The following is a 20762-nucleotide window of genomic DNA, read 5'->3' on the forward strand; positions in this document are numbered from 1 at the left end:
TAATTTTTGTTACTTAATAGTCGTCAAAGGCAACTATTGATCTATTCTTCAAGTCTAATATCCAAACCTAATCCCTTAAGTTCGTGCATTAATACATTGAAAGATTCTGGTAAACCAGGTTCAGGCATTGTTTCACCTTTTACAATAGATTCATAGGTCTTAGCTCTTCCGATTACATCATCTGACTTAACCGTTAAAATCTCACGTAAGGTTGCAGATGCTCCATAGGCCTCAAGTGCCCAAACTTCCATCTCACCAAAACGTTGACCACCAAACTGAGCTTTACCACCTAATGGCTGCTGCGTAATCAAAGAATATGGCCCAATAGATCGTGCATGCATCTTATCATCTACCATATGTCCAAGTTTCAACATATAGATTACACCAACTGTAGCAGGTTGATCAAAACGTTGACCAGTTCCACCATCATATAAATAGGTATGTCCAAATCTTGGAATTCCCGCCTCATCCGTGTAGGCATTGATTTCATCTAACGTAGCACCGTCAAAAATTGGAGTGGCAAATTTCTTGCCTAATTTAAGACCTGCCCAACCTAAAACTGTTTCATAAATCTGCCCGATGTTCATACGAGAAGGTACACCTAATGGATTCAATACAATATCCACAGGGGTTCCATCTTCCAAGAACGGCATATCCTCATGACGAACAATTCGGGAAACAATACCTTTGTTACCGTGTCTACCCGCCATTTTATCACCAACTTTCAGTTTACGTTTTTTAGCAACATAAACTTTGGCAAGTTTCATAATACCTGCTGGTAATTCATCACCAACAGAAATCGTAAACTTATCTCTTCTTAAGTTACCTTGTAAATCGTTAAGCTTAATTTTATAATTATGAAGCAAATCAGCAACCAATGCATTTGTATCGTTATCCGTAGTCCAACTTCCACCCACTAAGTGCGCAAAATCATCTACAGAGTTCAACATTTTCATGGTATACTTTTTACCTTTAGGTAAAACCTCTTCTCCTAAATCATTAAGCACCCCTTGTGAAGTTTTACCATTTACAATCGTAAATAATTTTTCAACAAGTATATCCTTTAACTCTTGGAATTTTACTTCGTATTCCAACTCTAATTTAGAAAGTTCTTCCTTATCCTCTGAACGTTTTCTCTTATCCTTTACAGACCTTGAGAACAATTTCTTTTCGATGACCACACCTCTTAAAGAAGGTGAAGCCTTTAATGAAGCATCTTTAACGTCACCCGCTTTGTCTCCAAAAATAGCACGTAATAATTTCTCTTCAGGAGTAGGATCAGACTCTCCTTTTGGAGTAATTTTACCAATTAGAATATCACCAGGCTTAACCTCGGCACCTATCCTAATCATACCATTCTCATCCAAGTCCTTCGTTGCTTCTTCAGAAACATTAGGTATATCATGTGTAAGCTCTTCAGCTCCTAACTTCGTATCTCTAACCTCTAAAGAATATTCATCAACATGAATAGAAGTAAAAATATCTTCACGAACCACTTTTTCAGAAATAACGATAGCATCCTCAAAGTTATACCCTTTCCAAGGCATAAAGGCAACCGTTAAGTTTCTACCTAGTGCCAGCTCACCCTTCTCAGTAGCATAACCTTCACAAAGTACTTGACCTTTTTTAACTCTATCACCTTTTTGAACAATAGGTTTTAGGTTAATATTAGTACCCTGGTTTGTTTTTCTGAACTTAACTAAGAAATATGTTTTTTCGTCTTCCTCAAAACTAATCAATCGTTCATTATCCGTACGATCGTACTTAATAGTAATTTTTTGAGAATCTACATATTCAATAACACCATCTCCTTCTGCATTGATCAACACCCTAGAATCTGAAGCAACTTGTCTTTCAAGACCTGTTCCTACAATTGGAGATTGAGGCTTTAATAATGGTACTGCTTGACGCATCATGTTAGATCCCATCAAAGCCCTGTTCGCATCATCATGTTCCAAGAATGGAATCAATGACGCTGATATAGAAGCTATTTGATTTGGAGCAACATCTGTATACTGAATTTCTGCTGGATCTACTACCGGGAAATCACCTTCTTCCCTAGCAATTACCTTTTCAGCATCTATAGTACCATCTTCTTTCATAGGAATGTTTGCCTGAGCAATTTTCATTCCTTCTTCCTCTTCTGCACTTAAATATGCATAGTTCTTATAATCAACAACAGCGTCAGTTACTTTTCTATAAGGGGTCTCCAAGAATCCCATTGGGTTTACTTTTGCAAACACCGATAATGAAGATATCAAACCAATATTAGGACCTTCAGGAGTTTCAATAGGACATAAACGACCGTAGTGTGTATAGTGAACATCACGAACCTCAAAACCTGCACGCTCTCTAGAAAGACCACCTGGCCCTAATGCCGATAATCTTCTTTTGTGCGTAATCTCTGCCAATGGATTCGTTTGATCCATAAACTGAGATAATTGGTTAGTCCCGAAGAAAGAATTAATTACAGAAGACAATGTCTTTGCATTAATCAAATCTATAGGTGTAAACACCTCATTATCACGTACGTTCATACGCTCACGAATTGTTCTTGCCATACGCGCAAGACCAACACCAAACTGAGAAGATAATTGCTCACCCACAGTTCTAACACGACGGTTAGATAAGTGGTCAATATCATCAATCTCAGCTTTTGAGTTAATTAACTCAATTAAATATTTTATAATAGTTATGATATCTTCCTTGGTCAAAACTTGTTTGTCCATTCCAATATCTAACTGTAACTTCTTGTTCATTCTATAACGACCAACTTCACCTAAGTTGTAACGTTGATCAGAGAAGAACAACTTATCTATAATACCACGAGCTGTCTCCTCATCTGGCGGTTCAGCATTACGTAATTGACGATAGATATGCTCAACTGCTTCTTTTTCAGAATTCGTTGGATCTTTCTGTAAAGTATTATGAATAATGGCGTAATCTGATTGCGCATTATTTTCTTTATGTAAAAGTATAGTTTTTACATCTGCATCAATGATTTCAGCAATGTGTTCTTTTTCAAGAATAGTGTCACGATCTAAAACTATCTCGTTACGTTCAATTGACACCACCTCACCTGTATCCTCATCAACGAAATCCTCGTGCCAAGTATTCAACACTCTTGCCGCTAATTTGCGACCCAATACTTTTTTAAGTCCGGCATTAGAGACCTTTACTTCTTCTGAAAGGTCAAAGATTTCTAAAATATCCTTATCACGTTCAAAACCAATAGCTCTAAACAAGGTAGTAACCGGTAATTTTTTCTTTCTATCGATATAGGCGTACATAACACCATTGATATCGGTAGCAAATTCTATCCAAGAACCTTTAAAAGGAATTACCCTGGCAGAATATAATTTAGTTCCATTAGCATGGAAAGACTGGCCAAAGAAAACCCCTGGCGATCTATGTAACTGAGAAACCACAACTCTCTCTGCTCCATTGATAACAAAAGTTCCACTTGGTGTCATGTAAGGTATAGTACCCAAATACACATCTTGTACGATGGTCTCAAAATCTTCATGTTCCGGATCGGTACAATAAAGTTTTAAACGTGCTTTTAAGGGTACGCTGTAAGTAAGACCTCTCTCAATACATTCTTGAATAGAATATCGGGGTGGATCAATAAAATAATCTAAAAACTCCAATACAAACTGATTTCTAGTATCAGTAATTGGAAAATTTTCCATGAAGGTATTATATAAACCTTCATTACCTCTTTCATCTGATTTAGTCTCAAGTTGAAAAAAGTCTTGAAAAGATTTAATCTGAATATCCAAGAAATCCGGATAATCCGGTGTATTTCTTGCGGAAGCAAAGCTTATTCTTTCAGTCTGATTTGTGAACATCTACGGACAGTGTTTTGATCGTGAGTACTAAAGGGGTAGTATATAACTTAATATACCTAAATCTATAAAATGGCTTAGGTCTAACCGCCAAAAGCGAAAAGACCTAAACCAAAAGTAATATGGTTGTAGCTATTATTTAAGCTCAACTTCTGCTCCAGCTTCTTCCAATGATTTTTTGATACCTTCTGCCTCATCTTTAGAAACAGCTTCCTTAACAGCTTTTGGTGCGCTGTCAACAATATCTTTAGCATCTTTCAAACCTAAACCAGTTAATTCTTTAACCAATTTAACTACTGCTAACTTAGAAGCACCAGGTGCTTTCAAGATAACATCAAATTCAGTTTGAGCTTCACCAGCGTCTCCACCTTCAGCGCCACCGCCACCAGCGGCAACAGCTACAGCTGCAGCTGCAGGCTCAATACCGTATTCTTCTTTTAATATATCAGCTAACTCATTTACTTCTTTTACCGTAAGGTTAACCAATTGTTCTGCGAAATCTTTTAAATCTGCCATTTTCTATCGTTTAATAAAATTTTAAAATATACTTAGTTTATAGTGCGTACTTATTTTTCAGATAATGTCTTAAGAATACCGGCAAGTTTACCACCGCCAGATTTAAGTCCAGAAATAACATTCTTGGCAGGAGATTGTAACAATCCAATAATCTCGCCAATCATTTCTTCTTTAGACTTAATGCTTACTAGCGCATCTAAGTTTTCATCACCTATATATATTGCCTCTTCAACAAAGGCTCCTTTTAATAAAGGCTTTTCAGATTTTTTTCTGAAGTTCTTTATTAATTTAGCTGGAGCATTGGCCACATCAGAAAACATTAAAGAGGTATTACCCTTTAAAACTTCTGGCAATTCACCAAATTCTTTATCCGAAGCTTCCATTGCTTTTGCAAGCAAGGTATTTTTCACAACCGCCAGTTTAATGTTCGCCTTAAAAGCAGCTCTTCTTAAATCTGAAGTTACACCAGCGTTTAAACCGGAAATATCTGCTAAATAAATTGTGGAACTATTAGCCAACTGCGCAGTCAAATCTTCTATAACCGTTGCTTTTTCTTCTCTTGTCATACTATTAATTTTTAACTAGCAGTTCGTTATACTGACTTTGGGTCTAATTGCAAACTTGGACTCATTGTACTGGACATGAAAACAGTTTTCATATACACACCCTTTGCAGCTGTTGGCTTCATTTTGTTCAATGTATCCAATAGCTCCTTTGCGTTATCTACCAATTTATCCGCTGAGAAAGATGCCTTACCTATCGCAGCATGTACAATTCCAGTTTTATCGACCTTAAAATCGATTTTACCCGCCTTTACTTCAGATACAGCCTTAGCTACATCCATAGTTACGGTTCCTGTTTTTGGATTGGGCATTAAACCTCTTGGACCTAATACACGACCTAAAGGACCTAATTTACCCATAACACTTGGCATAGTGATGATTACATCAACATCTGTCCAACCGCCTTTTATTTTTTCCAAATACTCATCTAACCCAACATAGTCCGCACCTGCTTCTTGAGCTTCTGCTTCCTTGTCCGGTGTTACCAAAGCCAAAACCTTAACATCTTTACCGGTACCATGAGGTAGTGTAACTACACCACGAACCATTTGATTTGCTTTTCTTGGATCTACACCCAAACGAACCGCTAAATCAACAGAGGCATCAAATTTTGTATTGGTTATCTCTTTAATTAAAGCTGAAGCTTCTACCAAAGAATATAATTTATCCTTTTCTATCTTAGAATGCGCTTCTTTTTGCTTCTTAGTTAACTTTGCCATTTAATTGCTTTTAAGATTTTAAAAAGGTTTTTTACCTGATACCTTCATACCCATTGACCTAGCAGTACCAGCAATCATACTCATTGCCGATTCTACGGTAAATGCATTAAGGTCAACCATCTTATCATCGGCTATTGCCTTGATTTGGTCCCAAGTAACACTCCCTAATTTTACTCTGTTAGGTTCGCCAGATCCTTTTTTAATCTTAGCCGCTTCCAATAGCTGAACTGCCGCTGGTGGTGTTTTTACAACGAAGTCAAATGACTTATCCTTGTAAACGGTGATAACAACTGGTAAAACCTTACCTGGTTTATCCTGCGTACGAGCGTTGAACTGCTTACAGAATTCCATAATGTTAACACCGGCAGCACCTAAGGCGGGTCCAACCGGTGGCGATGGATTCGCTGCACCTCCCCTAACTTGTAGTTTAACTACTTTACCTACTTCTTTTGCCATTGTTTAAAATTAAATTGAAAGTGTGTTTACGGAAGCAACACTACTTTAATTATGTATGTAACACTTATTTATTATACTTTCTCTACTTGCATATAACTTAATTCCAATGGTGTTTTTCTTCCAAAAATTTTCACCATTACCTCAAGCTTGCGTTTTTCCTCGTTTATTTTCTCAACCGTTCCATTAAATCCATTGAACGGACCATCAATAACTTTTACGGTTTCACCAAATACAAATGGTATAGCAACACTGTCCGTATTTACCGCCAGCTCATCTACTTTACCAAGCATTCTATTAACTTCATTCTTTCTTAAAGGAACAGGATCACCTCCTTTTGTTTCCCCTAAAAATCCAATAACATTTGTGATAGAACGAATGATGTGAACCATTTCACCACCCAAGTTGGCCTTGATCATAATATAGCCAGGGAAATAAACACGTTCTTTATTTATTTTTTTACCGTTCCTGATCTGAACTACTTTCTCTGTAGGAACTAGCACATCTTCTAAATAATCAGAAAAACCGTGACGTTCAACTTCGCTTTCAATGTATCCTTTGATTTTATTCTCTTGACCACTGACCGCCCTTACAACGTACCATTTCTTTTCCAATACTTCTGACATAGGTCCTCTTAGTTTAAAACAGTGTTGAAATATAACTTGATCACTTTGCTGAATACCGTATCTACACCCCAAGTAGCCAAAGCAAAAAGGATAGAAAACACTGCAACCACCACCATTAAGTTTGACGATTCTGCACGTGTGGGAAGAGTAACATTATTCCTTAACTCTTCAACGGATTCTTTTATATATGTGAACATTTAATTCTGTTTTACAATTCAACTAACGAGATTTCAACCTCTTTACTATTGCGCACGGGAGGAGAGACTCGAACTCCCGACACCTGGTTTTGGAGACCAGTGCTCTACCAACTGAGCTACACCCGTATGAACGATGAACTAAATCACCAATTCTTTTATTTGCATGTAAAGGTGTCCCGCTTGAGCAGAACACCCTTATACACAATATACTTATTAAATTAAATTAATCTATAATCTTAGTCACCTGACCAGCACCTACAGTTCTACCACCTTCACGGATAGCGAAACGTAGACCAACGCTTAATGCGATTGGCTGAATCAACTCAACTGTAATAGTAAGGTTATCTCCTGGCATTACCATTTCAACCCCAGAAGGCAATGAAATATTACCAGTAACATCTGTTGTTCTTACGTAGAACTGAGGACGGTAGTTGTTATGGAATGGTGTATGACGACCACCTTCTTCTTTCTTCAATACATAAACCTCAGCTTCAAATTTAGCGTGCGGCTTAACAGAACCTGGCTTACAGATTACCATACCACGGCTAATTTGAGATTTTTCAATACCTCTTAACAAGATACCTACGTTATCTCCAGCTTCACCCCTATCCAATATCTTACGGAACATCTCAACCCCAGTAATTGTAGAGTTCAACTTCTCAGCACCCATACCAATGATCTCAACAGCATCACCAGTGTTAGCAATACCAGTTTCTATACGACCAGTTGCAACAGTACCACGACCAGTAATCGTAAATACATCTTCAACAGGCATCAAGAAATCCTTATCAACATCTCTAGCAGGAAGCTCGATCCAATTATCAACCGCTTCCATCAATTCCATTACAGTATCAACCCATTTTTGCTCACCGTTCAATGCACCTAATGCAGAACCAGCGATTACAGGTCCATTATCTCCATCATACTCATAGAAAGAAAGCAATTCTCTTACTTCCATCTCAACAAGCTCGATCAATTCCTCATCATCAACCATATCCACTTTGTTCATGAATACAACGATTCTTGGAATACCAACCTGACGACCTAATAGGATATGCTCACGAGTTTGTGGCATTGGACCATCAGTAGCGGCAACAACTAAAATAGCACCATCCATTTGAGCAGCACCAGTAACCATGTTCTTTACGTAATCCGCGTGACCAGGACAGTCAACGTGAGCGTAGTGACGGTTAGCTGTAGAATACTCTACGTGTGAAGTGTTGATAGTAATACCTCTTTCCTTTTCCTCTGGAGCGTTATCGATAGAATCGAAACTTCTCAATTCAGAAAGACCTGCATTTGCCAAAACAGTTGTAATAGCAGCAGTTAATGTAGTTTTACCGTGATCCACGTGTCCAATAGTACCTATATTTAAGTGCGGTTTGGAACGATCGAAAGTTTCCTTTGCCATGTTTAATGAATTTTAATCTTAGTTTATATTAGTGTACAAATTTATACCTTAATTGAGCCAATGACGAGAATTGAACTCGTGACCTCTTCCTTACCAAGGAAACGCTCTACCCCTGAGCTACACCGGCGTAAAGTGTCGAATCTATTTTAACAAACAGACTCCTGCCTTCGCAGGGACGACATTTCTGTCTAATTATTGAGCGGGAGACCGGGTTCGAACCGGCGACATTCAGCTTGGAAGGCTGACGCTCTACCAACTGAGCTACTCCCGCTTATAACATTACAATATTTCAATAAAAATCCTCTAAAAAAGTTTTGTGGGGAGAGCAGGATTCGAACCTGCGAAGACGTAGTCAGCAGATTTACAGTCTGCCCTCGTTGGCCGCTTGAGTATCTCCCCTCAAACTATTATTTTAAAGAACTTAAAGAGCCGATGGAGGGACTCGAACCCACGACCTGCTGATTACAAATCAGCTGCTCTAGCCAGCTGAGCTACATCGGCCTATTTACGACTTTTATCGCCATAAAAAAGCCCGCTATTTCTAACGGACTGCAAATGTATAGTATTTTTTGTTTATTCAAAACAAATTTCAAAAAATTTTTATCAAGCTTGCACTCTTAATTTTTCCTTTTGTTTTATTAGCCTTCTTTCCAACGAATTACAGGCGGCGTCCACAGCCTCTTCAAATGATTTACATTGCTTTTTTACTATAAATTTATCTCTGGGTACGTTTATTTTTATTTCAACTATCTTATTTACTTTAGAACTCGTATTCTCAACTTTCATGTAGACATCTGAACTAATGACTTTGGAATAAAAGGTTTCTACCTTATTTAACCTATTCTGCAAAAAATCTATCAACTTACGATCTGCATTGAAATTTACCGATTGTGTATTTACTTTCATACTCAGAAAATTTATGGCCCTTAGAAAACTTTGGCCTGGTTAGACGATTATTATTTATTACCCCTTGGGTGTGCCATTGCATGAACTTTTTTCAGCTCTGCAATACTATTATGCGTATATACCTGTGTTGAAGCTAAACTACTATGCCCCAACAATTCCTTTACAGAATTTAAATCCGCACCCTTATTAAGAAGATGGGTAGCAAAGGTGTGCCTAAGAATATGTGGACTAGTCTTCACCTTAGTAGACACCATTCTAAAATACTTGTTTATTACTCTATAAACAAGTGTTTCATATATTTTATTGCCAGATATTGTAAGAAAGATATATTCAGAATCATTGATTTGCCCTAGCTCTTTTCGCTTTTCTAAATATAGACGCAATATATCTTCTGTTTCTTGCAACATAGGAATTAACCTTTCCTTATTTCTTTTTCCTAAAACTTTAATAGTTTTGGTGTCGAAATCAGTATCCGAAATTTGTAGACCAATCAACTCTGCCCTTCGCATACCTGTTGTATACAATATATGAATTAGCAACTGGTCTCTACAACCTTCAAAGGTATCAGGGAAATCAAATTCAGAAAGAACATTTTCCATCTCCAGTTCAGAAAATGGCACCTCAATTTTTTTAGAGGTCTTTAAGGCTTTGTGCTTTGCCAACGGACTAACTTCAATGACAGCTGTCTTCAAAAGAAATTTATAGTATGAGCGTAATGACGAAATTTTTCTATTTATGGATCTATTGTTGATGCCTTGTTCAGATAATTGAACTATCCAACTTCTTACTACCGAGTATTCAATATTATCGATATTGGCCAGTCCAAACTCCCCATTGGCAAAATCATAAAATGACAAAATATCCCCCTCATAAGCCTTTACGGTATGTTTGGAATAATTCTTTTCTAACAACAAGTATGAAGTAAATTCATCTATAAACATAAACTAAAGGTATAAAAGATTTCATCTACCTGAATAAAGCGCAAAAAAAATCCCGCATAGAGCGGGATTTTATATACTATTGAAACAAAGTTTAGATTTCTTCTTGATCTCTAAGACCTTGGATGTATTGTGCTTTTTGAATTTGAGCTCTACGAACTACAGATGGCTTATTGAACTGTTGACGCTTACGTAACTGTCTCATTGTACCTGTTTTATCGAACTTTCGCTTAAAGCGCTTTAAAGCTCTATCTATGTTTTCTCCTTCTTTTACTGGTATTATTAACATGGGCTAAACCTCCTCTCTTTATGATTAAGGGTGCAAATATAAGAACTAAATTGATTTTAGCAACCTAATATCGAATAATTACACCATATTTTTTATTACTGAACCGTTGCTGGCCTATATTCCTTTTTATCTATAACCATTTTAGCTATAATCTCCCTAAGAATTTCCGAGGTTCCGCCTCCTATTGGCCCTAGCCTGCTATCCCTAAAATTCCTAGCCATTGGATAATCTTCTATATACCCATATCCACCTAAAAACTGCAAACACTCATAAGCTACTTTATCCGCAACTTTTGTAGATTTTAATTTGGAAATTGTTGCTTCCTTTACCACATACTGGCCTTTGTCCAGACGATATGCCACAGAATAATTATACTCTTTACACATATCTATATCTGCATACATATCTGCCACCCTATGCCTTAATGCCTGAAATTGATCAATGGTTTTCCCAAATGCTTCACGCTCTGACATATATTGAAGTGCATATTCCAAAAAATATTCAGATCTGGCATGCGCATTAACACCCATAATTAAACGTTCAAGAGAAAAATGTTCCATAATATAGGAAAAGCCCATATTCTCCTCTCCCATTAAATTCTCCGCAGGAATCATAACATTATCAAAAGCCAATTCTGCCGTATCCGAAGCTCTCCAACCTAATTTATTCAATTTATTGGCCGTTACCCCTTTACTTTTCCTGTCTACCACAAAAATACTTATACCTTTATTACCCAGCTCAGGCGCGGTTTTAGCGGCAACGATCATAAAATCCGCATATACCCCATTTGTTATAAAGGTCTTTGAACCATTTAAAATGTAATGGTCCCCTTGACGTACAGCCGTGGTGCGCATACCTGCAACATCACTACCACCAAAAGGTTCTGAAACACAAAGACATCCTACCTTGTCACCATCAACACTAGGACGAAGGTACTTTTCCTTAATAAAAGAATCTCCCTCTTTATTTAAATGAGTCATTGCCAGATATGCATGGGCCCAAATTGCTGCAGCAAAGCCTCCAGAATTTACCTTTTGCAATTCTTCCAATAAAATAACGGTATAAAATAAATCTAGCCCTAAACCACCATCTTGTTCCGGGGTGGCAAGCCCAAAATATCCCATATCTCCAAACTTCTTCCATATGAACCGCTCAATGGTTCCTTCGGCTTCCCATTTGTCTATATGTGGAACAACTTCTTTTTGTAAAAAATCTTTTAAGCTTTCCCGAAAAAGTTGATGCTCTTCCGTGAAGTACATACTTTGCATAGCGTTTTTTTTAGAGCGACAAATATAAGCCAATTCTCTCAATTTGTTCTGATGGAAATCCCTCAATTTTTAACAATTCGTTCAAAGAATTAATACTTCCGTTGAGATTACGATAATTTACTATACGCTGAGCAACCACTTTTTGAATATATATCAATTTTGACAATTCTTCCACCGTAGCCGTATTTACATTAATTTTATCAATATTGGGCCTGGTAATCACTTTAAAACGTTTAAGTGTCTTCCGCACCACATCATCTTCAAGACCATAAACATCATATAATTGCTCATCTACCAGAAAACCACCCAAACGATCTCTGAACTTTATTATCCTAGCCGATAATTTCTCGCCTATACCATTTATTGCTCTCAACTCTTCTGCAGTGGCCTTATTGATATCCAAAACAGTTTCCCGCGCTAATGGTTTTTCCCATTCTTTAGGTTTTACGTTACTGCTTACATTAGTAATTTTAGACCTGCCCACCCATTTAGGAAATTTAAAAAGAGGCGAAATAATACGTAAGAGAGAGTCTGATACCAACGTTACTTTTTGAAACTCTTTAGGTGAATTAACAAACTTACCTGTTTGTCTAAATTCATGCAACCTATCTATTTCATCTACAGTCATACCCAACATATATCCTTTATGATCAGAAATAAAATTAGGATTGAACTTGTATTCTATTTCCTCCTTGTGGGTATTTAAAGCATTTTTTAGAGAATCTATGCGTTGCTGCTCAACCGGGTTAGGAATTAACAACATATTACCCAATGAACCATTACGGTTCAGGTAAAAGAAAATCTGCACCATTATGAGCAGGAACAACAAAAAGAAAATCCCACTACGTTCTTGTTTATTGAACTTAAAGTGGGATTTTAACTTTTTCAAGAGTTAGGTAATTAATAGACTTTTTTAATTGCCGTTAAATATCTTTGGAAACTCTTTTTAACTTTAGGGAAGAGTATAAGTAATCCTATCATGTTAGGGAATACCAAGGCCAAAATCATGGCATCCGAAAATTTAATTACCGCATCTAACGTAGCCGCAGCACCTATTACAACGAACATTAAAAATAATACCTTATAAACTATATCAGCAGTTTTTCCACGTCCAAAAAGATATTTCCAAGATTGAAGCCCGTAATAAGACCAAGAAATCATGGTAGAAAAAGCAAATAAAATTATAGCTATAGTAAGTACATATCTAAATCCTGGAATTACGGAATCATAGGCCATAGAGGTTAAATCTACTCCACCGACATAATCACCGGTTTCACTCAACATAACCGTACTACCAATACCATTTCCATACTCAAAAGCACCTGCATCCATATTAAAGAAAATGATCACCAATGCTGTCATGGTACAAATAACCACAGTATCTATAAAAGGCTCTAAAAGGGCAACAATACCTTCACTTGCAGGATATCTTGTTTTCACGGCAGAATGCGCTATTGCCGCAGAACCGGCACCAGCTTCATTGGAAAATGCCGCACGTTGAAAACCAACTATTATTACACCTATAATACCACCTATAGCTGCATCTGGAGAAAAGGCTCCAGAAAATATCATTCCGAAAGCATCACCTATATATTTAATATTGGCAAATATGATTATTAAAGAAGCCAATACATAGATACCGGCCATGAAAGGAACAATTTTCTCCGTAACACTGGCAATTTTTTTAATTCCACCAATTATTACTATACCTACCAAAATAGCAAGTATTACCCCTATAATAACGCCAGTTGCACCACCTTCTAAATTAAGCATTGACGTTAATTGTACCGCCGCCTGATTGGATTGAAAAGCGTTACCCCCACCAAAGGAAGCCCCAACACAAAGAATAGCGAACAGACCGGCAAGTATTTTTCCCAATATTTTTAGATTACTTTCACTTAATCCCCTAGACAAATAATACATTGGCCCGCCATAAACGGTACCATCTGGACCAACGTCCCTATATTTTACACCAAGGGTACATTCCACAAATTTTGTTGACATACCTATTAATCCACAGACAATCATCCAGAACGTTGCACCAGGACCACCTAAGGCAATGGCAACCGCCACACCTGCAATGTTTCCTAATCCTACAGTACCCGAAACAGCAGTAGCCAAGGCTTGAAAGTGACTAACTTCACCTTCTTCACTTTCATCACGAATAGTATCTGGTATATCTCCATCCTCGGTCATATGCATTTGAACTTTTTCCAAACCATATTTTTCTATTTCCTCGTATTTTCCACGAACCACATTGACGGCCAGAGGAAATTTACTAATACCCGGAAACTTAAAATAGATAGTAAAAAAAGTAGCTCCTGCAATCAATAAAATTAAAACTATGGGAATATCATATCCTGCAATGGGAACGGATGTCAATACCGTTGCCTCCCACCATATTGCAAATGGCATAAAAGCGTCGTTCACTTTTTCATCAAGACCTTTTTCCTGCGCAAAGGTCATGGTTGGTATTAAAAATGATAAAATGATTAGAAGTCTATACTTCATAGTTTTCAAATTAGTTATTGAATTTAGTTAGTTAATCTAGCAATATCATAAAAATTATGGATGCAATCAAATTTATCCGCCAGAAAGATTTTTAATCTATATGAAACATTTTGTTCAATTTTTTAATTTGTTCCGGTCTTCCCAGTACAATAATCTTACTCTTTGGCTGTAATTTTAAATCTGCCTCTGGATTTATGGTGTAGTCACCATTTGGCGAAATATAGCCTATAATGGTACATCCTGTTTTTTTTCTTAAATCTAAATCCCTTATGGAATTGCATTCTATTTGATCCTCAAAATCCTCTATGGCCACTTCTTCCAAATTGGTGGTATTTTCGCCCTCCATGGATAATTTATCCATAAATGTTATTAAATCTGGCATTACGACCAAAGAAGCCATATGGTCGCCTCCTATTTTATCTGGCATGATTACCTTATCCGCACCAGCCAAGAACAATTTTTTTTGGGATGTCACCAAAGATGCTCTACTTATGATAAATAAATTCTTCTTTAATTGACGAGCCGATAATACTACAAAAAGATTGGCTGCATCGTCTGGCAAAGTGGCTATTAAATACTGTGCTCTTTCTATACCGGCTGCCATAAGTATTTCATCATCATTGGCATCGCCCTCAATAAAAAGAATATCATCGCCATGGCGCTCTATGACTTCTTTGTCCTTCTCAATGACAACAAAGGGCCTTTTGTATGCCTTTAGCCTTTCTGCAGCCTGCATTCCATTTCTACCAAAGCCGCAGACTACTACATGTTGATTTAAATTCTCTATCATATACTTCATCTTTTTCTTTTTTAATATTTGCAAGGAATTTCTTCCCAACATATATTCCGTGATTACAGAGATGGCATAACCAAATATGAATACACTGGCAACAATTAATATGACCGTAAAAATTTTGCCGTCCGCACCCATTGGCCGTACCTCTGAAAAACCAACCGTGGTTACGGTTATGATGGTCATATAAAATGCATCTACCCAAGAATAATCAGAAATATACCTATAACCCACAACACCCACCGCCAACACCAAAAGCATTAAGGTCAGCGCCAAATAAATTCTGGACTTAAATAGGTGTATCATAGTTTACAGATCAAAAACGGAATTCCTTTTGGTATAAATTAAATCTTTTATCCTAAGCCAAAACGCAAGAAAAAGATATAGCGCAAAGCCAAAACCTACGGTAACAAACGTAAGATAAATAAAAGATGTTCTTACCACTCTTGCCCTAATCCCTAGTCTTTCAGCAATTCTTCCACACACTTCAAAACCTCTTTTCTGCAAGTAATGCAATAAATTATAAAATAAATTCATGGTGTATAAAATTAGACTTTTATATTCATTAAATGGGCACCTATACTGCAATCCAAACATTTATGGGTCTTACAATATTGATTATAAAGTTGCAGATAGGCCTGTGATGTTTTTGCATTGTTGATATGGCCCCCTATTTCCCTGTAACCCTCAATGATGCTATTTGTTTCTTTTTTCAAAGAACCCATGATGTTAAACAGGTTTTCATGATTTTCCTTGCCCGTATATTTTTGATAATAAAACTTCAGGGGGACTACCGTGTTAATGGTCACTAACCTTATAAAGGAATTGGTAACATTTTTAATTTTCTTGCTAGATTCTTTATCAAAAGTATAATGTGTATGCCAATATTCATGCGTTCCTAAATTCATTAATGTAGATGCATCCCCATCTTCTTGCTTTATCAAATTATGAAACAAGGTGTTATTAGTGGCATAAATTTTAGAGAATTGCGCTAGCCTAATAGTAGGGAAATTAAGTGGTCTTAGCTTAAAAAAATTAGGCCTTATCAGTGGTTGTACCAAACCGTATTTAGCTTTTAAATATTGATATTCTTTTCTAAGTTCAGCATAATATTTATCCAGACCTGTTTCTTTATCCAAAAAGCCAGCTTGCCCCATTAATAAACTTTCCAATACCAATGGTTGCCCATGTAATTTTCTGACTATTGAAAAATTAATGGATTTACCTATAGCCAAAAAAGCATCGGCATTTATTTTAGAACCAAAATTTTTTAAAAGCATAAGAAAAAGGACGTACTCCCAATCATGATTTGCAAAATTCAACAGTTCTTTAATATCATCGGATTTACTTCGCAACCTTTCTACAAAGAGGCGATCCAACCAATTGTTTTTTACAAAATCATCTACCTCCTTAAAATCATTTTCACAATTTATGAATTTGTAATTCTTGGTATTGAACAGCTCTCTATAAGTTTCTAGTAATTGTACAGAAATGTATTGCTGTAAGGATAATGTAGGTATTTGGGTTCCATCTTTCCTATGAATTGTAATGTCATCTGTCCAGACCACATGTAATATTACGTTGTCATAACTAGCATCAGATTGGTGGTTATGCGCAAACCAATCTGAAGATTTTACATGAATTTCCACATTTCCGGCCCATAATTGCCCATCAACTTCTATCTGTGCATTAAAGAAGTCCGGTCCACTAAGTAGGTTATGCAATCCAGAACTTTTTACTTGAATAGATTTACCACATGTAGATTGTAAGCTATTAATAGGATACTTTTTGTACTTCCATATATAATGCAGTAAATCTTCTTTCATTTCCTAAAAATAAAAAACCCGCCTTAAAGCGGGTTAAATTATTTTAGAAAATCTTATTCCGTGTCTCCTTCCCAATTCATAAAACCTCCTTGTAGATTATACGCATTTTCAAATCCTATGGTTTTCATTATTGAACAGGCTTGTCCACTTCTATTACCAGACCTACAATACACATAGTAGTTTTTAGATTTGTCAAGTTTTTCCAATTCATTAATAAATTCTTGACCTTTATAAATGTCTATGTTGATCGAGTTAGGAATTATACCTTCTTCAACTTCCTCTTCTGTTCTTACATCTAGAATAACCGCGTTAGGGTCATTTTCCAATTGTTCTTCCCAGTCTTGTTGTGATAAATCTGCCATAATATTAAATTAAAGAGTAAAAATAATCGATTTTAATGAAAAAAGGACCTTACTATAGTTTTAACAAAAATTTAATCGCTAAAGAAGTTTCCAATTAAAAAATACTTATACATTTGTATATACAAATTTTGTATAAACATGAATGTAGAGGAAATCATAAAGACCAAAACAAGTATACCCTTACCAAAACGGACCATTATCCATTTGGCTTTGGTAACAAGCAAGGTTGATGAAATTATAGCCGCTGCACTAAAACCTTTTGAAATTTCTATTCAACAATATAATGTACTAAGTATTTTAAGAGGCCAAAAAGGCAACCCCGCCAATTTAAGTACCATTAACGAACGTATGGTTACTAAAATGAGCAATACCACAAGACTAGTAGACAAATTAATTCTAAAAGGATTTGTTGATAGGAGAACATGCTTAGAAAATAGAAGAAAGGTTGAAATCATGATTACAGAGGCAGGACTACAAATCCTAAATGAAATAGATGGTATACTTTTTGAAACCGAAAAACGTATTCTAGAAAATTTTACCGAAACCGATTTACGTGAATTTAATTTTTTACTTGATAAATTTTAATTGATATAAGATGAACAACGTTCTAGATAAACTAAACTGGCGCTATGCCACCAAAATGTTCGATACTTCCAAAAAAGTATCTAAAGAAGATTTAAACACACTGTTAGATGCAGCAAGACTTACCGCTTCTTCCTATGGTTTGCAACCATATCATTTTTATGTAATTGAAGATGAGGACACGCGATCAAAATTAAGGAAGGCCTCTTATGACCAAGCCCAAATAACAGATGCATCATACCTGTTGGTATTAGCAAATAAACCTACCTTTGATGAAAGTTTGGTAGACGATTATATTGACAATATTATTGAAACCCGTGGTGTATCCAGAGAAAATCTTGATGGCTATTCACAAATGATGAAAGGTGCTTTAATGGGCTTACCGGATGCTCAAAAAAATTCATGGACGGCAAACCAAACCTATATTGCATTAGGCAACCTAATGACCATAGCTGCCGAAATGGAAATTGATACTTGCCCTATGGAAGGCTTTGATAATGCTCAATACAATGAAATTTTAGGACTTAACGATAAAAACTTAAATGCAGCCGTAGTATTGGCCATTGGGTACAGGTCAGAAGAAGATCAGACCCAACATTATCCTAAAGTTAGATATTCAAAAGAAGAAATCATTACACATATATAATTAAACACAAACATTAAAAATCAAAGAAATGAAAAAATCATTATTAAGTTTAGCATTGGTAACCGTATTCGGTTTAGCCGCAACTGCATCTACCCCAAAGGAGGATGAAAAAAAACAAATTAACGTAAGTGAAAGTACAGTAACTTGGAAAGGATACAAAGTTACTGGAGAACACAACGGTACTATTAAATTAAAGTCCGGTCACCTAGAAATGAACGGTAAGAAATTAACCGGAGGTGAGTTCGTAGTAGATATGACCACGATCTCATGTAGTGATCTTGAACCTGGCCAAGGAAAAGAAAAATTGGAAGGGCACTTAAAGTCCGGCGACTTTTTTGGCGTAGAAGCACACCCAACTTCCAAATTGGTATTTACTTCTGTAAAGCCTATGAACGACAACTCGTATACAGTAACGGGAGATTTAACTATTAAAGGTATTACGAGCCCAGTTACATTGGTTGTTTCTATGTATGAAAACAAGGCAACTGCCACTGTAAAAGTAGACAGAACAAAATTTGATATTAAATATGGTTCTGGAAGCTTTTTTGACAACTTAGGTGATAAAGCTATTTATGACGATTTTGACTTAGTGGTAGACCTAGCTCTATAACCACAACGTTACATTCACCAAAACAGTGGATTTACAACATTTTAAAATCCCTTTGAGATATATTCAAAGGGATTTTTATTTTTGACAAGGTAAAGTTTGATAGTTTAAATTTCCTTTTTATATTTGATGCTTAATGAAAAATTTAAACATAAATACTTGGTGGTGGAGCAACTTACGAAAAACATCGTGAGCACAGCATCATTGTAGTAAAACTATATAAAGGCTTGTCATCACGACAAGCCTTCTTTATTTTATAAAATTGCCTTATGACCTATCCATTTAAAACGTACCACAAAAAAATCCTGGCAGATACGGTTACTCCTGTTAGTGTTTATTTAAAGATCAGGGACCGTTTTCCCAATAGTATTTTGTTAGAAAGTAGCGACTATCATGCCAATGACAATAGCTTTTCTTATATCTGCTGCAACCCTATTGCTTCTATAAAAATTGAAAACGAAAGTATTGTAAAACAATTTCCTGATGGCCAATCAGAAACTATAGATATTACACCAGAAACAGATGTTGTAAATACTATAGATGAATTTAGTAAAGCCTTTAAAGCAGACGAAAACGACTATAAATTCATAAACAACGGATTGTTTGGTTATATGTCCTATGATGCCGTTCGTTATTTTGAAGATTTGGATATTTCCAAAAAACCGGATTCGGTGCAAATTCCAGATGTTTATTATGCGGTCTATCAAAATATCATTGCCATCAACCATTTTAAAAATGAAGCATACCTTTTTGCGCATTGCTATAATACCGAAAATAATATTCCTGAACTGGAGCAACTTTTACATAGTAGAAATTTTGCCACCTACAACTTTAAAATTGAAGGTGAAAGAGAATCTAATTTAGAAGATGACGATTATAGAAAGCATGTTGAACTAGCTAAAAAACACTGTCAACGTGGTGATGTATTTCAATTGGTATTAAGCCGTCGTTTTTCCCAAGGTTTTAAAGGTGATGAGTTTAATGTATATAGAGCTTTACGTTCTGTAAATCCGTCTCCATATCTATTCTATTTTGATTACGGGGATTTTAAGATTTTTGGAAGCTCACCAGAAGCACAACTTATTGTAAGCGATGGTAAAGCTGAGATACACCCTATTGCAGGTACATTTAAAAGAACTGGTAACGATGAGCAAGATGCTCAACTTGCCAAGGAATTGAAAACGGACAATAAAGAAAACAGTGAGCACGTGATGTTAGTAGATCTTGCCCGTAACGACCTTAGTAGAAACGGCAACATTGTTCAAGTAGAAAATTATAGGGAAGTGCAATTTTTCTCCCATGTTATACACTTAGTTTCTAAGGTTACAGGAATGAAGAAAAGTGATATTCCTACCATGAAAGTGGTAGCTGACACTTTTCCTGCCGGTACATTAAGTGGCGCTCCAAAACACATGGCCATGCAACTTATCGAGAAATATGAAAAAACCAGTCGTGGGTATTATGGTGGAGCTATAGGTTTCATGGATTTTTCAGGAAATTTTAATCACGCCATTATGATCAGAACATTTTTAAGTAAAAATCATAAACTACATTATCAAGCTGGTGCCGGATTGGTCGCTGCATCAAACCCAGAAAGTGAACTACAAGAAACATACAATAAACTAGGCGCCTTAACCAAGGCATTAGAAATAGCTGAAGACATATAAAAGCCTCCCCAACCCCTCCAAAGGAGGGGCTATA

The 20762-nt window shown here is 36.3% G+C and carries 22 protein-coding genes and 5 tRNA genes; 4 read left to right on the top strand and 23 right to left on the bottom strand.

Annotation, left to right across the window (positions count from 1 at the left end):
• Positions 1–41 precede the first annotated feature (41 nt).
• From rpoB to ABVM52_RS02715, 23 genes are all read right to left on the bottom strand, one after another.
• Positions 42–3851, bottom strand: coding sequence for a DNA-directed RNA polymerase subunit beta (gene rpoB, locus ABVM52_RS02605; RefSeq protein ID WP_405383429.1), 3810 nt, complete (start codon positions 3849–3851; stop codon positions 42–44).
• Between the two features lie 132 nt (positions 3852–3983).
• Positions 3984–4364, bottom strand: a complete 381-nt coding sequence (gene rplL / locus ABVM52_RS02610) for a 50S ribosomal protein L7/L12 (RefSeq protein ID WP_405383431.1) — start codon at positions 4362–4364, stop codon at positions 3984–3986.
• 50 nt (positions 4365–4414) lie between these two features.
• Positions 4415–4930: a 50S ribosomal protein L10 gene (gene rplJ, locus ABVM52_RS02615; protein WP_405383434.1), complete on the bottom strand. Its 516-nt coding sequence runs from the start codon at positions 4928–4930 to the stop codon at positions 4415–4417.
• A gap of 26 nt (positions 4931–4956) precedes the next feature.
• Complete coding sequence (gene rplA / locus ABVM52_RS02620; protein WP_089262959.1) at positions 4957–5646, bottom strand: 50S ribosomal protein L1; 690 nt, start codon at positions 5644–5646, stop codon at positions 4957–4959.
• Positions 5647–5664: 18 nt separating this feature from the next.
• Positions 5665–6102, bottom strand: coding sequence for a 50S ribosomal protein L11 (gene rplK, locus ABVM52_RS02625; protein WP_144801555.1), 438 nt, complete (start codon positions 6100–6102; stop codon positions 5665–5667).
• 71 nt (positions 6103–6173) lie between these two features.
• The gene (gene nusG, locus ABVM52_RS02630) at positions 6174–6725 is read right to left on the bottom strand and encodes a transcription termination/antitermination protein NusG (RefSeq protein WP_089262964.1); all 552 of its coding nucleotides are present in this window, start codon (positions 6723–6725) and stop codon (positions 6174–6176) included.
• A gap of 8 nt (positions 6726–6733) precedes the next feature.
• A complete protein-coding gene (gene secE / locus ABVM52_RS02635) occupies positions 6734–6922 on the bottom strand; it encodes a preprotein translocase subunit SecE (protein WP_405383437.1) in 189 nt (62 codons plus the stop codon).
• A gap of 53 nt (positions 6923–6975) precedes the next feature.
• Positions 6976–7048 (bottom strand) — tRNA-Trp (locus tag ABVM52_RS02640).
• Positions 7049–7145: 97 nt separating this feature from the next.
• A complete protein-coding gene (gene tuf, locus ABVM52_RS02645; RefSeq protein ID WP_405383439.1) occupies positions 7146–8333 on the bottom strand; it encodes an elongation factor Tu in 1188 nt (395 codons plus the stop codon).
• A gap of 55 nt (positions 8334–8388) precedes the next feature.
• Positions 8389–8460, bottom strand: a tRNA-Thr gene (locus ABVM52_RS02650).
• 71 nt (positions 8461–8531) lie between these two features.
• Positions 8532–8604, bottom strand: a tRNA-Gly gene (locus ABVM52_RS02655).
• A gap of 46 nt (positions 8605–8650) precedes the next feature.
• Positions 8651–8732, bottom strand: a tRNA-Tyr gene (locus ABVM52_RS02660).
• A gap of 28 nt (positions 8733–8760) precedes the next feature.
• Positions 8761–8834 (bottom strand) — tRNA-Thr (locus tag ABVM52_RS02665).
• 102 nt (positions 8835–8936) lie between these two features.
• Positions 8937–9239 (bottom strand): ribosome hibernation-promoting factor, HPF/YfiA family, encoded by a 303-nt coding sequence (hpf, locus tag ABVM52_RS02670; protein ID WP_405383441.1) that lies wholly within the window; start codon positions 9237–9239, stop codon positions 8937–8939.
• Positions 9240–9289: 50 nt separating this feature from the next.
• Positions 9290–10180 carry a tyrosine-type recombinase/integrase gene (locus tag ABVM52_RS02675; RefSeq protein WP_405383443.1) on the bottom strand — a complete coding sequence of 297 codons (891 nt, stop codon included), beginning with the start codon at positions 10178–10180 and terminating at the stop codon, positions 9290–9292.
• 91 nt (positions 10181–10271) lie between these two features.
• Positions 10272–10466, bottom strand: coding sequence for a 30S ribosomal protein S21 (gene rpsU / locus ABVM52_RS02680; RefSeq protein ID WP_405383445.1), 195 nt, complete (start codon positions 10464–10466; stop codon positions 10272–10274).
• A gap of 95 nt (positions 10467–10561) precedes the next feature.
• Positions 10562–11734: an acyl-CoA dehydrogenase family protein gene (locus ABVM52_RS02685; protein ID WP_405383447.1), complete on the bottom strand. Its 1173-nt coding sequence runs from the start codon at positions 11732–11734 to the stop codon at positions 10562–10564.
• Positions 11735–11744: 10 nt separating this feature from the next.
• Positions 11745–12623: a ComEA family DNA-binding protein gene (locus tag ABVM52_RS02690; RefSeq protein WP_405383449.1), complete on the bottom strand. Its 879-nt coding sequence runs from the start codon at positions 12621–12623 to the stop codon at positions 11745–11747.
• Positions 12624–12634: 11 nt separating this feature from the next.
• Positions 12635–14245 carry an alanine/glycine:cation symporter family protein gene (locus tag ABVM52_RS02695; protein WP_405383451.1) on the bottom strand — a complete coding sequence of 537 codons (1611 nt, stop codon included), beginning with the start codon at positions 14243–14245 and terminating at the stop codon, positions 12635–12637.
• 91 nt (positions 14246–14336) lie between these two features.
• A complete protein-coding gene (locus tag ABVM52_RS02700; RefSeq protein ID WP_405383453.1) occupies positions 14337–15344 on the bottom strand; it encodes a potassium channel family protein in 1008 nt (335 codons plus the stop codon).
• Positions 15345–15347: 3 nt separating this feature from the next.
• The gene (locus ABVM52_RS02705) at positions 15348–15575 is read right to left on the bottom strand and encodes a PspC domain-containing protein (protein WP_405383455.1); all 228 of its coding nucleotides are present in this window, start codon (positions 15573–15575) and stop codon (positions 15348–15350) included.
• Between the two features lie 11 nt (positions 15576–15586).
• The gene (locus tag ABVM52_RS02710; RefSeq protein ID WP_405383458.1) at positions 15587–16864 is read right to left on the bottom strand and encodes a DUF2851 family protein; all 1278 of its coding nucleotides are present in this window, start codon (positions 16862–16864) and stop codon (positions 15587–15589) included.
• Positions 16865–16917: 53 nt separating this feature from the next.
• Entirely contained in the window at positions 16918–17226 is a 309-nt protein-coding gene (locus ABVM52_RS02715) for a rhodanese-like domain-containing protein (RefSeq protein ID WP_405383460.1), read from the bottom strand.
• 138 nt (positions 17227–17364) lie between these two features.
• Between ABVM52_RS02715 and ABVM52_RS02720 the strand changes: the two genes are divergently transcribed.
• The 4 genes from ABVM52_RS02720 (at position 17365) to ABVM52_RS02735 (ending at position 20728) form a co-directional block, all read left to right on the top strand.
• Positions 17365–17811 carry a MarR family winged helix-turn-helix transcriptional regulator gene (locus ABVM52_RS02720; protein WP_405383462.1) on the top strand — a complete coding sequence of 149 codons (447 nt, stop codon included), beginning with the start codon at positions 17365–17367 and terminating at the stop codon, positions 17809–17811.
• Positions 17812–17821: 10 nt separating this feature from the next.
• Entirely contained in the window at positions 17822–18454 is a 633-nt protein-coding gene (locus ABVM52_RS02725) for an NAD(P)H-dependent oxidoreductase (protein ID WP_405383464.1), read from the top strand.
• A gap of 28 nt (positions 18455–18482) precedes the next feature.
• The gene (locus tag ABVM52_RS02730; protein ID WP_405383466.1) at positions 18483–19064 is read left to right on the top strand and encodes a YceI family protein; all 582 of its coding nucleotides are present in this window, start codon (positions 18483–18485) and stop codon (positions 19062–19064) included.
• A 266-nt stretch (positions 19065–19330) separates the two neighbouring features.
• Positions 19331–20728, top strand: coding sequence for an anthranilate synthase component I family protein (locus ABVM52_RS02735; RefSeq protein ID WP_405383468.1), 1398 nt, complete (start codon positions 19331–19333; stop codon positions 20726–20728).
• The last annotated feature ends 34 nt before the right edge of the window (positions 20729–20762 follow it).

Origin of the sequence: Maribacter sp. LLG6340-A2 (assembly GCF_045057105.1) — a bacterium.
Lineage (GTDB): Bacteria > Bacteroidota > Bacteroidia > Flavobacteriales > Flavobacteriaceae > Maribacter.